Origin of the sequence: Methylomonas koyamae, from assembly GCF_001644025.1 — a bacterium.
GTDB classification, from domain to species: Bacteria; Pseudomonadota; Gammaproteobacteria; order Methylococcales; family Methylomonadaceae; genus Methylomonas; species Methylomonas koyamae_A.
The window spans coordinates 1-13,244 of the sequence record NZ_LUUK01000056.1; the positions used below are offsets into that span (position 1 = coordinate 1).

At 57.4% G+C, this 13,244-nt stretch carries 12 protein-coding genes; 6 read left to right on the forward strand and 6 right to left on the reverse strand.

The window, feature by feature from the left end; genetic code table 11:
• Positions 1-320: 320 nt before the first annotated feature.
• Positions 321-1,490, forward strand: coding sequence for an SUMF1/EgtB/PvdO family nonheme iron enzyme (locus tag A1355_RS05425; protein WP_082885373.1), 1,170 nt, complete (start codon positions 321-323; stop codon positions 1,488-1,490).
• Positions 1,491-1,563: 73 nt separating this feature from the next.
• On the opposite strand, the gene A1355_RS05430 is transcribed toward A1355_RS05425, so the two are convergent.
• Positions 1,564-2,052 (reverse strand): hypothetical protein, encoded by a 489-nt coding sequence (locus tag A1355_RS05430; protein WP_064025785.1) that lies wholly within the window; start codon positions 2,050-2,052, stop codon positions 1,564-1,566.
• 135 nt (positions 2,053-2,187) lie between these two features.
• Between A1355_RS05430 and A1355_RS05435 the strand changes: the two genes are divergently transcribed.
• The 5 genes from A1355_RS05435 (at position 2,188) to A1355_RS05455 (ending at position 7,349) form a co-directional block, all read left to right on the forward strand.
• Positions 2,188-2,676, forward strand: a complete 489-nt coding sequence (locus tag A1355_RS05435; RefSeq protein WP_064025787.1) for a regulatory protein RecX — start codon at positions 2,188-2,190, stop codon at positions 2,674-2,676.
• Between the two features lie 90 nt (positions 2,677-2,766).
• Positions 2,767-2,985, forward strand: a complete 219-nt coding sequence (locus A1355_RS05440; protein WP_064025789.1) for an addiction module protein — start codon at positions 2,767-2,769, stop codon at positions 2,983-2,985.
• Positions 2,982-3,302: a hypothetical protein gene (locus A1355_RS05445; protein WP_064025791.1), complete on the forward strand. Its 321-nt coding sequence runs from the start codon at positions 2,982-2,984 to the stop codon at positions 3,300-3,302. Before A1355_RS05440 ends, A1355_RS05445 begins: the two co-directional genes overlap by 4 nt.
• Before the next feature lie 158 nt (positions 3,303-3,460).
• Positions 3,461-6,061: an alanine--tRNA ligase gene (gene alaS, locus A1355_RS05450; protein WP_064025841.1), complete on the forward strand. Its 2,601-nt coding sequence runs from the start codon at positions 3,461-3,463 to the stop codon at positions 6,059-6,061.
• A gap of 67 nt (positions 6,062-6,128) precedes the next feature.
• Positions 6,129-7,349, forward strand: coding sequence for an aspartate kinase (locus A1355_RS05455; RefSeq protein ID WP_064025793.1), 1,221 nt, complete (start codon positions 6,129-6,131; stop codon positions 7,347-7,349).
• Positions 7,350-7,439: 90 nt separating this feature from the next.
• On the opposite strand, the gene tgt is transcribed toward A1355_RS05455, so the two are convergent.
• The 5 genes from tgt to A1355_RS05480 form a co-directional block, all read right to left on the reverse strand.
• Positions 7,440-8,549, reverse strand: coding sequence for a tRNA guanosine(34) transglycosylase Tgt (gene tgt / locus A1355_RS05460; RefSeq protein ID WP_064025795.1), 1,110 nt, complete (start codon positions 8,547-8,549; stop codon positions 7,440-7,442).
• A gap of 114 nt (positions 8,550-8,663) precedes the next feature.
• Positions 8,664-9,176 carry a hypothetical protein gene (locus A1355_RS05465; RefSeq protein ID WP_064025797.1) on the reverse strand — a complete coding sequence of 171 codons (513 nt, stop codon included), beginning with the start codon at positions 9,174-9,176 and terminating at the stop codon, positions 8,664-8,666.
• A gap of 209 nt (positions 9,177-9,385) precedes the next feature.
• Positions 9,386-11,014, reverse strand: coding sequence for a diguanylate cyclase domain-containing protein (locus A1355_RS05470; RefSeq protein ID WP_064025799.1), 1,629 nt, complete (start codon positions 11,012-11,014; stop codon positions 9,386-9,388).
• Between the two features lie 38 nt (positions 11,015-11,052).
• Entirely contained in the window at positions 11,053-12,309 is a 1,257-nt protein-coding gene (locus A1355_RS05475; RefSeq protein WP_064025801.1) for a hypothetical protein, read from the reverse strand.
• Between the two features lie 14 nt (positions 12,310-12,323).
• The gene (locus A1355_RS05480) at positions 12,324-12,764 is read right to left on the reverse strand and encodes a hypothetical protein (protein ID WP_231883571.1); all 441 of its coding nucleotides are present in this window, start codon (positions 12,762-12,764) and stop codon (positions 12,324-12,326) included.
• Positions 12,765-13,244 lie beyond the last annotated feature (480 nt).

Sequence of the window (13,244 nt, forward strand, 5' to 3'; positions counted from 1 at the left end):
ACGGCAACAGCCCCTAGTTTGTCCTGGTTGGTTTTGGTTGGTTTTGGTTGGGGGCGTTCCCCGGTTAGAGCGCCGTTCCCTGAGCGGAGTCGAAGGGAACAGGCCACCCCCACGACAGCACCAATGCCGCAAGCCAGGCGAACTTCCACCCCACACCCAACGCATCGCCCGGTCTTGCGGTCGCTCCGGTTTTCCGAGATATTAGCCACGCGCGGGCTTGGCAGACTGGACGAAAATCCGCGCCGATTTTTACTACTTTACTAATGCGACTTCACCTGTGATTTGGATGTTTCGGGTTGGTATTCGCAATACTTTAGGATTTGACAGAAAATTTAATCAGAAACATTAAGGACGACGTGGCCGACATTTTTTTAAGCTATCAGAAGAACGATTTGGCAAGAATCAAGCCGTTGGCGGCCGCATTGAGCGCGCGCGGCTGGTCGGTGTTTTATGACCGCACCACACCTCCGGGCAAAACCTGGCGGCAGAAGATAGAAACCGAATTGAGTATCTGCTCTTGCATGGTGGTGGCATGGTCTAAGTCTTCGATCGATTCGCACTGGGTGCTGGAGGAGGCCGACGAGGGGCGCGAGCGGGGAATATTGGTGCCGTGCTTGCTGGACGACGTGAAGCCACCTTTGGGTTTTCGCAGCATTCAAGCCGCCAACTTGCTCGATTGGCACGGCGATAACGAGTCAGCCGGGCTGAAGCTGTTATGCGAGGTCATTCAGGATTTGCTGCCGACGGTGGCGCTCGAACCCCTGCCATCGGTTCTCCCTGGGACGGCACATAGCCCCGATTGGGTCATCGAACCCGAAATGATCATAATCCCCGCCGGCTCGTTTCAGATGGGTGGAGAGCAATCCAATTTCGAAAAACCGATTCACACTGTGACCTTCGCCAAACCTTTTAAGTTGGGCAAATACCCGGTGACCTTCGCCGAGTACGACGTTTTTGTCGAACAAACCGGGCGTGTCAAGCCCCAAGACGAAGGCTGGGGACATGGGCGGCGACCGGCCATCAATGTCAGTTGGCAAGATGCCGCGGATTATGCCGCTTGGCTGCGGGAAACGATCGGCCAACCCTACCGGCTGCCCAGCGAATCGGAATGGGAATATGCTTGCCGCGCAGGTAGTCGCGGCGAATTTTTCTGGGGCGACGATGCCGGTTTGGCTGACCACTATGCCTGGTTCGCCGAGAATGCCGGCGGCAAAACTCAAGAGGTCGGGCTAAAGCCTGCCAATCCATTCGGTCTGCACGATATGACCGGCAATGTCTGGGAGTGGCTGCAGGATACTTGGCACAAAAACTACCAAGGCGCGCCTAACGACGGCCCGGCCTGGGTGGCTGGCGACGGCGGCCGGCGAGTGATCCGGAGCGGTTCCTGGGGCAATAGCATGGCCTCTCTCCGTTCGGCTCACCGCCTCTGGAACAGTCCGGAATACCGATTCAACTTCCTCGGCTTCCGTCTAGCCCAGGACTTACCCTAAGCCCTTTGTCCTTTTACCCTTTTCGGTTTTGGTTTTTGCGTTGTCGAGCGGCCGTCAGGCCTCTCGCGATTTTTTACCGGCCAGCCGGGTCGTCGAAGGCCGCCGCGGTCAAGTCTTCCACTTGGGCGATCGCCGCCAGCGCTTTCGCGTAAATCAACAAATCCAGTTGCAGCGTTTTTAATTCGGCGCGGAACTCCCGGCAGCGTTCCGGCTGGTCGAAGGCGCCGGCCAAGGCCAGCTTGTGCCATTTCGCGGTAAACGGCCGGACGATTTGGTTTAAGACCACGATCGCCACCTTGCTGAATTGCTCGCAGTTGCGGCCCTGGCGGCGCAGAATCTCGCGGGTGATGCCAAACAGGCTGTGCACGCTGTTCAGCGCCGCTTGCTCGTCGCCGTCGCGGTCCGGCAAGGGCTGGGTGACGATGCGGGTCAGCAGTTCCACGTACAGTTCCCAGGCCGCGTCCTGGTCGGCGGTTTGTGCCTGCCATTCCGATTCGAAAAAGCCGGCCGTCAGCTTGATCTTGGTCAAGCCCCAATGTTCGAACCAATCTTTCAGCTTCATCAGCCGCCTCCCGAAGTTTGCTAGCGCGATTATAGCCGCTGCCCGGTCGCCGCGCCCGCGCGCATCGGGCCGGTATGCCGGTTTAAGGGGGCGGCTATCTGTGTGATAATGTCCGCATTTTGCGGCCCGCGCCGAATGACGGACGAATCGATAGCCAACCCGCTGGAACGCCGCCAACGCATCGAGTCCATCTGCGTGCGCTTGCTGGCGCGCCGCGAGCACAGCCGCCGCGAGTTGCTGGACAAACTGGCGATGCGCGGTTTCGAGCGCGACGAGGTGGCGGCGGTGATCGACGATTTGAGCCGGCAAAACTGGCAAAACGACGCGCGCTACGCCGAATGCTATATCCGCGAGCGGATCGCCAAGGGCTACGGGCCGCTGCGGATCGCTTACGAATTGCAGCAGCGCGGCATTGCCGACGCCGATCTGGATGCGCGAGCCGAGGAACAAGGCGGTTGGCTGAATCTGGCCTTGGATGTTTATGCGGGCAAATACGGCGATGAAACCTCGCTGCCGCCCAACGAATGGGCCAAACGCAGCCGGTTCTTGCAACAGCGCGGCTTTAGCGGCGAGACGATTAAGCGGGTGTTTGTGGTGTTGAAGATTAAAATGCGGAGTTCTTGACTCCGAATAGTGAAGCGATGGTAATAGCTCGGATAACGGAAGTTGGTAACTAAGTACGACCGTATGTTGTTGCATTAAAGGATAGAGAATATGAAAGTGACGCTACCATTAAATGAAATGTCGGTCGCCGAGAAAATTGCCGCGATGGAAGCTTTATGGAATGACTTATCCATTCAGGCCGCTGAATATTCATCTCCTGATTGGCATGGTGAAATATTGATGGAGAGAACGCGTTTGGCGAAAGCCGGCTTGGTGGGGTTTACCGATTGGGACGAGGCAAAAAAGGAAATTCAAGATAGGATTCGATGAAAATTCGCATCTTTGACAATGCCAAGTTTGATTTGTTGGACGGTTTCGAGTTTTACGAACGACAGCAAAAGGGTGTCGGTCAGTACTTTTTAGACTCGCTGTCTGCTGATATCGACTCTTTGGCGCTATATGCCGGCGTGCATCCCAAAAAGTTTGGCGATTTTTATTGGCTGTTGGCCAAGCGCTTCCCCTATGCGATTTACTATACCTTCGATAGCGAGTTTGTTTCGGTTTTTGCGGTATTGGATTGTCGCCGCAATCCGACCAATATTCAAACCCGATTGGACAATGAGCGACATGGGCGGCAGAGTCAATGATCGCGTAGCCGTTGAATTTGTAACGTTGAATCATATTAGCGAGCCTTAGATTAGTCCTAGGGTAAACCTCGAAAGGCTAAATGCGAGAATCAAACTCGACCAACGAACGAATATTTTTGAAGAATATAAACATTAACGACCTAACCACCATGAAAAACATGACCAGCGCCGAAATCCGCGCCGCCTTTTTGGAATTCTTTCGCCAACGCGGCCATGCCGTGCGTCCGTCCAGCAGCTTGGTGCCGGGCAACGATCCGACCTTGCTGTTCACCAATGCCGGCATGGTGCAGTTTAAGGACGTGTTTCTGGGGAGGGAGAAAGTCGACTTTAGCCGCGCCGCGACCAGTCAACGTTGCGTGCGGGCCGGCGGCAAGCATAACGATCTGGAGAACGTCGGCTATACCGCTCGCCACCATACCTTCTTCGAAATGCTGGGCAATTTCAGCTTCGGCGATTATTTCAAGCGCGATGCGATCCATTTTGCTTGGGACTTTTTGACCAAGGAAATGGGCATACCGCCGGCCAAATTGTGGGTGACGGTGTTCGACGAAGACTCGGAAGCCGAAGCGATCTGGCTGGAAGAGGTCAAAATCGATCCGACCCGCTTCTCGCGCATCGGCGCCAAGGACAATTTCTGGGCTATGGGCGATGTCGGCCCGTGCGGCCCGTGCACCGAGATTTTTTACGACCACGGCGAGCACGTCGCCGGCGGCCCGCCGGGCAGTCCGGACGAAGACGGCGATCGCTACATCGAAATCTGGAACCTGGTGTTCATGCAGTACGAGCGCGACAAGGACGGCAACCTGACGCCGCTGCCGGCGCCGTCGGTCGATACCGGCATGGGCCTGGAACGCATCGCTGCGGTGATGCAGGGCGTGCACAGCAACTACGAAATCGACATTTTCCAAAATCTGGTCAAAACCGCCGCTGCATTGGCCGGTACGACCGATCTTACCAACAGCTCGTTGCGGGTGATCGCCGACCACATTCGCTCGTGCGCATTTTTGGTGGCCGACGGCGTGTTACCGTCCAACGAAGGTCGCGGCTACGTGTTGCGCCGCATCGTCCGTCGGGCGATCCGCCACGGTTACCGCCTGGGCATACAGGATACGTTCTTCTACAAATTGGTCGCGCCGCTGGCCGCCGAAATGGGCGAAGCCTATCCGGAATTGGTCAAGGCGCAAGAACAGGTCGAGCGGGTGCTCAAGAAGGAAGAAGAGCGTTTCGCAGAAACCCTGGGCCAGGGCATGCGCATCCTGGAAAACTGCGTCGCCAAGCTGGATGGGCATGTGATTCCCGGCGACGTGGTGTTTTTGCTGTATGACACCTACGGTTTCCCGGTGGATTTGACCGCCGACTTTGCCCGCGAACATAACCTCAGCGTGGACCACGCCGGCTTCGAAGTGGAAATGAGCGCGCAGCGCGACCGGGCTCGGGCCGGCGGCCAATTCGCGGCCGATTACGACCAGGACATTCGCCACGACAGCGTCACCGAATTTACCGGTTACTCGCATCTGGACGGTTCGGTGCAAGTCATCGGCTTGTTCAAAAAAGGTCAGCCGGTGGAAAGCCTGGAAGTCGGCGACGAAGGCGTCGTGATTCTGGACCAAACCCCGTTCTATGCCGAATCCGGCGGTCAGGTCGGCGACAGCGGCTTGATCGAATGCACGGGCGGCACCTTCGAAGTCAGCGACACCCAAAAGCAGGGCGGCCAGTTGTTCCTGCACAAGGGCAAAGTGGTCAAAGGCGTGATTGCCGAAGGTATGGCTTGCGAAGTCAGCGTCAACGCCGACATCCGCAAATCCACGGAACGTAACCACTCCGCGACTCACTTGCTGCATGCCGCCTTGCGCGCGGTGTTGGGCGAGCATGTCGCCCAGAAAGGTTCGCAGGTCAATGCCGAACGGCTGCGTTTCGACTTCTCGCATTTCGAGCCGATGACCGCCGAGCAAATCGCCGCCGCCGAGCGTTTGGTCAACCAGCAAATCCGCGCCAATAACGCAGTCTGCGCGCAAGTCATGGCTAAGGACGAGGCGGTCAAGGCTGGCGCGATGGCACTGTTCGGCGAAAAATACGGCGACGAAGTGCGGGTGTTGACGATGGGCGATTTCTCGACCGAGCTGTGCGGCGGCACCCACGTCCAGCGTACCGGCGACATCGGCTTGCTGAAAATCATCACCGAAACCGGCGTCGCCGCCGGCGTGCGCCGCGTTGAAGCGGTGACCGGCCAAGGCGCGCTGGAATGGATCGCCCACCGCGAACAGGCCTTGCTCAGCATCGCCGGTCTGCTGAAAGCCGCGCCGGATAAAGCCGCCGACAAAGTCCATCAGTTGCTGGAAAAAACTCGCGGCCTGGAAAAAGAGCTGGAAAAACTCAAATCCAAACTGGCCAGCTCGGCCGGCGACGAGATGACCAGCCAGGCGGTCGACGTCAACGGTGTCAAGGTTTTGGCCGTCAAACTCGACGACGTCGATCCGAAAGCTTTGCGCGATTTGGCCGATCAGTTGAAAAACAAGCTGGGCAGCGCCGCACTGGTATTGGCTGCCGTCAGCGGCGATAAAGTCAGCCTGATCGCGAGTGTTTCCAAGGATGCGATGGACAAGGTCAAGGCCGGCGAGTTGGTCAATTTCGTCGCCACCCAAGTCGGCGGCAAAGGCGGCGGCCGGCCGGATATGGCCCAAGCTGGGGGTAACGATCCATCTAATTTGGGCGCGGCGTTGGCGGCGGTGCCGGATTGGGTCAAAACCAAACTCGGATAAATCAAGCGGCGGACTTTAGGGTTCGCCAAGAAATTCGATTTCAAAAAGCCAATAAGGGCAAGAAAACATGGCATTGTACGTCTATAAGTTTGGCGGCACTTCCGTTGGTACGGTGGAACGTATCAAGGCGGTGGCCGAGAAAGTTAAAGCAGCCCACGACAAGGGCGATCAAATCGTCGTTGTGGTGTCGGCGATGAGCGGCGAAACCAACCGTTTGGTTGCGCTCGCCAAGGAAGTGCAGGTGCAACCGACCGACCGCGAGTTGGATGTGTTGTTGTCCACCGGCGAGCAAGTGACGATCGCGTTGTTGGCGATGGCCTTGCACCACCTGGGTGTCGAGGCTAAGTCCTATACCGGTCCGCAGGTGCGGATTCTGACCGACAGCGCTCACACCAAAGCGCGGATTCGCGAGATCGACGAAGCCAATATCCGCGCCGATCTGGACGCCGGCCGGGTGGTTGTCGTCGCCGGATTCCAGGGCGTGGACGAGGACGGCAATATCACCACGCTGGGCCGCGGCGGCTCGGATACCACCGGCGTGGCATTGGCGGCGGCATTGAAAGCCGACGAATGCCATATCTATACCGACGTTGACGGCGTGTACACCACCGATCCGCGCGTGGTGCCGAAGGCCCGCCGGCTGGACCGGATCACGTTCGAGGAAATGCTGGAAATGGCTAGCCTGGGTTCGAAAGTCCTGCAAATCCGTTCGGTCGAATTCGCCGGTAAATACAACGTCAAACTGCGTGTGTTGTCTTCGTTCATGGAAGGCAACGGCACGCTTATCACCTACGAGGAATCAGAAATGGAAAAAGCGTTAATCTCAGGTATTGCCTTCAATCGCGACGAGGCGAAACTGACGTTGACCGGCGTACCCGATCTGCCGGGCGTGGCGTCGAAAATCCTGGGACCGATCGCCGCCGAAAACATCGAAGTGGACATGATCGTGCAAAATATTTCCGCGCACGGCACCACCGACTTTACCTTTACCGTCAACCGTAACGATTTTGCCCGCGCTCAAAAAGTCCTGGAGGGCTTACGCGTCGAACTGGGCGGCAATACTGCGGTAATCGGCGATAACACGATTGTTAAAGTGTCCATCGTCGGCGTCGGCATGCGTTCGCACGCCGGCATCGCCAGCACCATGTTCAAGGTACTGGCCGACGAAGGCATTAACATTCAGATGATTTCGACCTCGGAGATCAAGATTTCGGTAGTCGTCGACGAGAAATATCTGGAACTGGCGGTGCGTGCACTGCACACCGCGTTCGGGCTGGATCAAGAATAAGATAAGGTTGGTCCGGGCCGTTTCGGTCCGTGCTCTGACAGAGCAAACACCGAGAGTAGGGGCGGCAAACGCCGCCCCTACACACCGCAATCAATGCGGCATGGTTACGCCGCGCAACTCGTAAAACGCCCTGACGAATTCGTCGAATCTTCCTGCTTCTATTGCATCACGGATGCCCTGCATCAATTCCAGGTAGTAATGTAGATTGTGGATGGTGTTCAGGCGCGCGCCGAGCATTTCCTTGCATTTGTCCAGATGCTTTAGGTACGAGCGCGAGTAATTGCGGCAGGTGTAGCAGTTGCAATTCTCGTCCAGCGGCCGGGTGTCGAACTGGTATTGCTGATTGCGGATTTTAATGACGCCGTAGCGGGTAAACAGATGGCCGTTGCGGGCGTTGCGGGTCGGCATCACGCAGTCGAACATGTCCACGCCGCGCCGCACCGCTTCCACCAAATCTTCCGGCGTGCCGACGCCCATCAAGTAGCGCGGCGTATCTTGCGGCATATTCGGCATGATCGCGTCCAGCGTCGCCAGCATTTCGTGCTTGGGTTCGCCGACCGATAGGCCGCCGATCGCGTAACCGTCGAAGCCGATGTTGGTCAACCCGTTGATCGATTCGCGGCGCAGTTCGGGAAACATACCGCCTTGCACGATGCCGAACAGGGCCGAATCGTTGCCTTCGTGGGCGCGCTTGCTGCGTTCCGCCCAGCGCAGGGATAGACGCATCGAATCGGCGGCTTGCTGATAGGTGGCCGGGTAGGGCGTGCACTCGTCGAAAATCATCACGATGTCCGACCCCAGGTCCCGTTGCACCTGCATCGACTCCTCCGGTCCCATGAAAATCTTGCTGCCGTTAACCGGCGATTTAAACGTCACGCCTTGCTCGCTGATCTTGCGTAGCGCACCCAGGCTGAACACCTGAAAACCGCCGGAATCGGTCAGAATCGGCTTTTGCCAGCGCATGAAGTCGTGCAGATCGCCGTGCGCCTTCATCACCTCCATGCCGGGTCTCAGTAACAGGTGAAAAGTGTTGCCGAGGATGATTTGCGCGCCTAGCGCTTCCAAATCCTCGGGGGTCAGCGCTTTCACGGTGCCGTAGGTGCCGACCGGCATGAAGATCGGCGTTTCGACCACGCCGCGCGCGAAGGTCAATTGGCCGCGGCGGGCTTGGCCGTCGTGGGTTTTGAGTTTGAATTCCATGAACCGCAAATCAGATGAAAAAGGCCGGCATTATCCTGTCTTTGCCAGGCTAACGCCAAGCGAATAAATGACGGCGTTTGTGTAACGCCAAACCGAGGTTTAGCACTCGGAATCCTAGATGTCCATCAGCAACATCGGGATGCCGTACGTCATCACGAAATAGCTGAACGCGAAGGCCACACTGGTGCCGGTGGGGTAGGTAAAAAAGCGCCGGAAGATGTAGCTGACGATGGCGATATACCAAATGACCAAAAATACCGCGAGGCCGATGCCGACTTCCTCGCGGTAGGGGTAATGTTTCATCACCAACCAAAAGTCCAGGCCTTCGGCGGCCACCGCTAGAGTCATGATGAAGTTTTCGCAGACGAAAATCGACGTGTACAACTGGCTGAAGCGCGGCCATTGCTTTTCCTTCAGTAGCAGCAAGGCCACGCTGCTAAACGCCATGATGGTGCGGCCGGTCACTTCCAGGGTGCCGTCGGCCGGATCGGCGATCAAGCCTTCGACGATGCAGCCGGAGATAAAGTAAAAGGTCACGTTCTTCCACATGAACGACTTAGGCGGCGTCAGTTCGGTCGGGTCGTTCAGAAACCAGCAGGATGAGAGGTATTTTAGTAATAAATTCATGGGCGTCAGTCGCGTAGCGAATTTCGGCTGGGACAAGTCGAAAAAGCCCGACATTATAGCGGCTACCGTCGGTAAACACGAAAACAGCTCGCAGGCCCAGCCGGCGGCGGTATCGTACGCGATGGCCGGTCGGGTAACGAGTGTGGCTAGGGGCTAAAAAAGCGGTCGAGCAACGCCGCGGGATCGGCCATTTAACCGCTCTCGGGCGCTTATTCGGCAGTGTCTTCTCGAGCGATGATTACCGGCGACAAGCCGCAGTCGCCGTACAGGCAGTAGCCGTTACGGCCCAGGCGTTTGACTTCGTACAGCGCGATATCGGCTTTGTGCAACAGGCTGACCAAATCGGTGCCGTCCCTGGGGTATTCGACGACGCCGATACTGGCACCCACGTAATCTCGAGCGGTCGCTTCGATTTCGATGTCGGCGCTGATGCTTTCGATCAAGCGCAACAGAAACTGGTGCAAGGCGGGTTCGCTGCGCGACCGGCGCAAGCAAATCAAAAATTCGTCGCCGCCCAAACGGGTCAGTAGGTCCGCTCCGCGCACCAAATTCTTCATGCGCTTGGCGACTTCGATCAACACCCGGTCGCCGGCCAAATGTCCCCAGCGGTCGTTGATTTGCTTGAAGCGGTCCAGGTCCAGCAACAGCAAGGACAGCGTGTCGTTTTCCCTGGCCGCGTAATTCAGGTTTAGGCGGGCTTCCAAGCCGCGCCGATTCAACAGTTGCGTCAAGATGTCGTGATGCGATTGAAATACCGCTTCGTCTTCCTGCTGTTTGCGTTGGCTGATGTCGATAAACAGGCATTCGGCGACCAGTTTGTGTTCCGGATGCGGATAGCAAGACACCAGCAAATGCATCCACTCTCGGACTTCGTCGTTCTGGCGTTGCAAGCGTAAATCCATGGCCTGCGGAATTTGGGTCAATGCGGCTTGCACCAGCAAGGCTCGAAATTCGTCGGGTTCCGAAAACAATTGAACTTCCCAGTTGGGTAACAGCGAGAACACGCTGTCCACCGCATGCCGCCAATCTTCGAATAGAAGACTGACCGCCGGATTGGCGATCAGACATTGGCCGTCCGGGTTCAGCAGCAGGATGCCGGTGGAGGCTTGGGTAAAAATCGCTTCGTACTGCTTTTCCAGGGCTTCGACGTGTTGCCGGAGCCGGCGTTCTTTCCGCATCGAAACCGATACGGCGCTTAACAAGGCGTTGATGTCTTGGGTTAGCCCGGCGAGCTCGTCCTGGCGGTCGCCGCTCAGGCTCAAGCATTGTTGGTCGCCGGGCTTGATGGCGGCCAGTTGCGCCGACAATTTCAGTAAAGGCGTGGTTACCAGCCGGCTAATTGCCACCCAAAACAGCAGCGTGGGGAAAAAGACGATTCCACCCAGCGCCAGTGCCATGTTTCTGGCGCTGGCGGCGGCACGCTGATGAATCGCCGGCGGATGCAGGGCGACTTGCAACTGACCTAGCGTTTCGTTGTTATCGAACGGCGATTTTAATGCCCGTGCGATTATCGGTTGGTTTGGGGCGTCCGGGGCCTTGGCCAGCTTGACATCCAGACCCGTGTCGTTGGCTAAGCGCACCGAGGCCACGAAGCTGCCGCGCAGAACGCCGCGCACCACGTCGTCGGCGATGCGCGCATCGCTGGCATACAACGCGATCGCGGCCGAATATTCCATGGCGTCCAGCAATTCGCCGGTTTGTTGTCTGGCGTCCTGTTCGGCTCCTTCAAAAGTCAGGATATAAGCCCCCAACACAATCGCGGCGCTGAGAACCAACATGCCAAGGAATACCCGAATCGACAGACGGGTTTTCAGGCTGTGGACGACGTGACCTTTCATGGCGACGGCTTGAAAAGTGCGGCGAGAGCGCTTCGCCGTTAAAACACGAAGTCCAGCGTCGCCGAAAACAGATTGGAAAATTCGGCGGGGGCCGGCAGTCCGGCCGCCTGCGCATGCCATAGGCCAATGCCGTTATGATTGCGGACGTGGACCAGATCGTACTGTAATTTCAACGCCAGATTGTTGTAAAAGTCCCAACGTCCGCCTAGCGATAAGGTTTCCTGGTTGGAATAGGCTTCTAAGAACGGGGTTTCGGCAGCGGCTTGCAGACGGGGGGCGGGCAGAGGACTGGGCAATTGCGGCCGTTTCTCGGACGGCCACAGACTGCTGTAGCCGATGAACGGCGTGACCGAACCCAGCCGATAACCGACGGTGGCGTAAATCATGTAAAGGTCGGTAACAAAGCCGTTGCCGTGAAACAGATGACCAAATTCCAGTTGGGCCCGCCACGGATCGCCTTCGTAACCCAAGCCGGCGGACAGAAAGTGATTCTGGGTGCCGCGCAGGATGTAGCGGCTGCTTAAATTGTTGGCGTCCGGATAAAAACCGGCCGCGCCCAGTTGATCGATCGCATGCCGCAATTCGGTTAGTCCGGGATGGTCGCTATGCAATTCGGTACCCACGTAGGACATTTGAGCGTGCCAGTCCTGCCAGCGCAAATTCACGTTGCCGCCCCACAGCGGAGCGATATTGATGTTGTAATCCGGCCGGGCGGGGTAATACGGCGAGGCTTCGCCGGCAAAGGCCTTGATGCTGATATTCAGATTTTCGACGTCGAAGCTGTAGCTGGCATCGCCGCCGTTGAAATGAAACAAGGGCAAACGACCGTAAAATTCGATCGGCGGCCTTACCCATAGGTAGCTGTAGCCGATGTTGCGTTGGTCGGATACCAATCCCATATCCAGGCCGACCCGGCCGACCCGCAACTGCCAATGGCTGTCCGGCCGGTAACTGATGAAGGCCCATTGCAGGCTTTCCTCGATACTTTGCGAGGGTCTGTCCTTCAAAACCGCCTGCACGGTAGCCGACCAGCGTGGATTGATAATGGCGTCGATCTGTAGCCCCAGACGGCTATCGGCCGATAGCGGCGAACTGTTGCTGCTAATGCCTTCGCGATCGGCGATGTCGCGCGTCAATTCGGCTTGGGATTGATCGCTGGTCGCCAGACCCAATGTGCCGAAGCCGCTGATGCGCAGCCGGGATTCGTCGCTAAGGTCGATATTCCATTCCGCTCGAATACCCGCCGCGAACAGTAGTCCGACCGCCGCGACTCGGGGTAGCGTGTTGGTTTTCATCTCTGGGCTCCCGATCATTCAAGATAAAACAGAACCCGTACCGACGGGCTGACTTTGTCGTCTTCCACATAGCCGATGGCGTCGCGGTTTTGGGATACCGTTTCCAGCACGCTGGCGCTGTCCGGCAACATGCGCGGCGGCGTGGCGCGGCCGCTGAACATCAGCCGAGCCCAATAGGCATTGATTTGCGCCAACGGCTTTTCGGTTAGCGTTTCGTAAAAACGCTCGCGTAACGGCGAGCCGCCTTGCTGGTCCAGCGGCAGAGGGATGCGGTTGTTGGGAAGGCTCACCAACCGGCCTAAATAGATGTCGACGATTTGCTTGCGCGACATGTCGGCGAAACCGTTGTCCGGGTGAACGATGACCGCAATGCGCGGCTGTCCGGCGGCCATCTGCCACCAGAGCACAAACAACAGCGACAGGCATTTCGCATTGGAGCGCAGTGTCGATAACAATCCCGAAGTCTCCCGGTGTGGCGATGGCTGGAGCGATTCTAACAAGAATAATAGCTCAGTAGACCGTAGAGATTTTGGGGCACTCAAGGACGTTTCGCTACGAGTCTGCCCGCGAGCAGCCAGCGATTTTCCAGGCAAGACTTTCGTTACGCGTTACCACTCCGAGCAAGGGGATTGTCGGCAAGCCGAGGTTTTTGGAGGAAATTACTGGGGCAAAGGGCTGGAACATCCGTCACGCCGCGACGCTGTTGAGAGCTAGGGAACGCGGGGAGCAGATTTAGGCCCCCGAAAAATGGGGCGTTGATATCAAGTCCGACGGCGGTAAGGCGCCGGTTTATTTCGAACGCATTAGAATGTGTAAGCTTGTCGGCAATTCCGAGCAAACCGAGAATAGTTGCCACGACTCGCTAGCGTCTAGTGTCGTGGGCGAATCCGTGGTTGCCAAGCTACGCGTAGATGAAGCGGAGAATGATTTGAGGA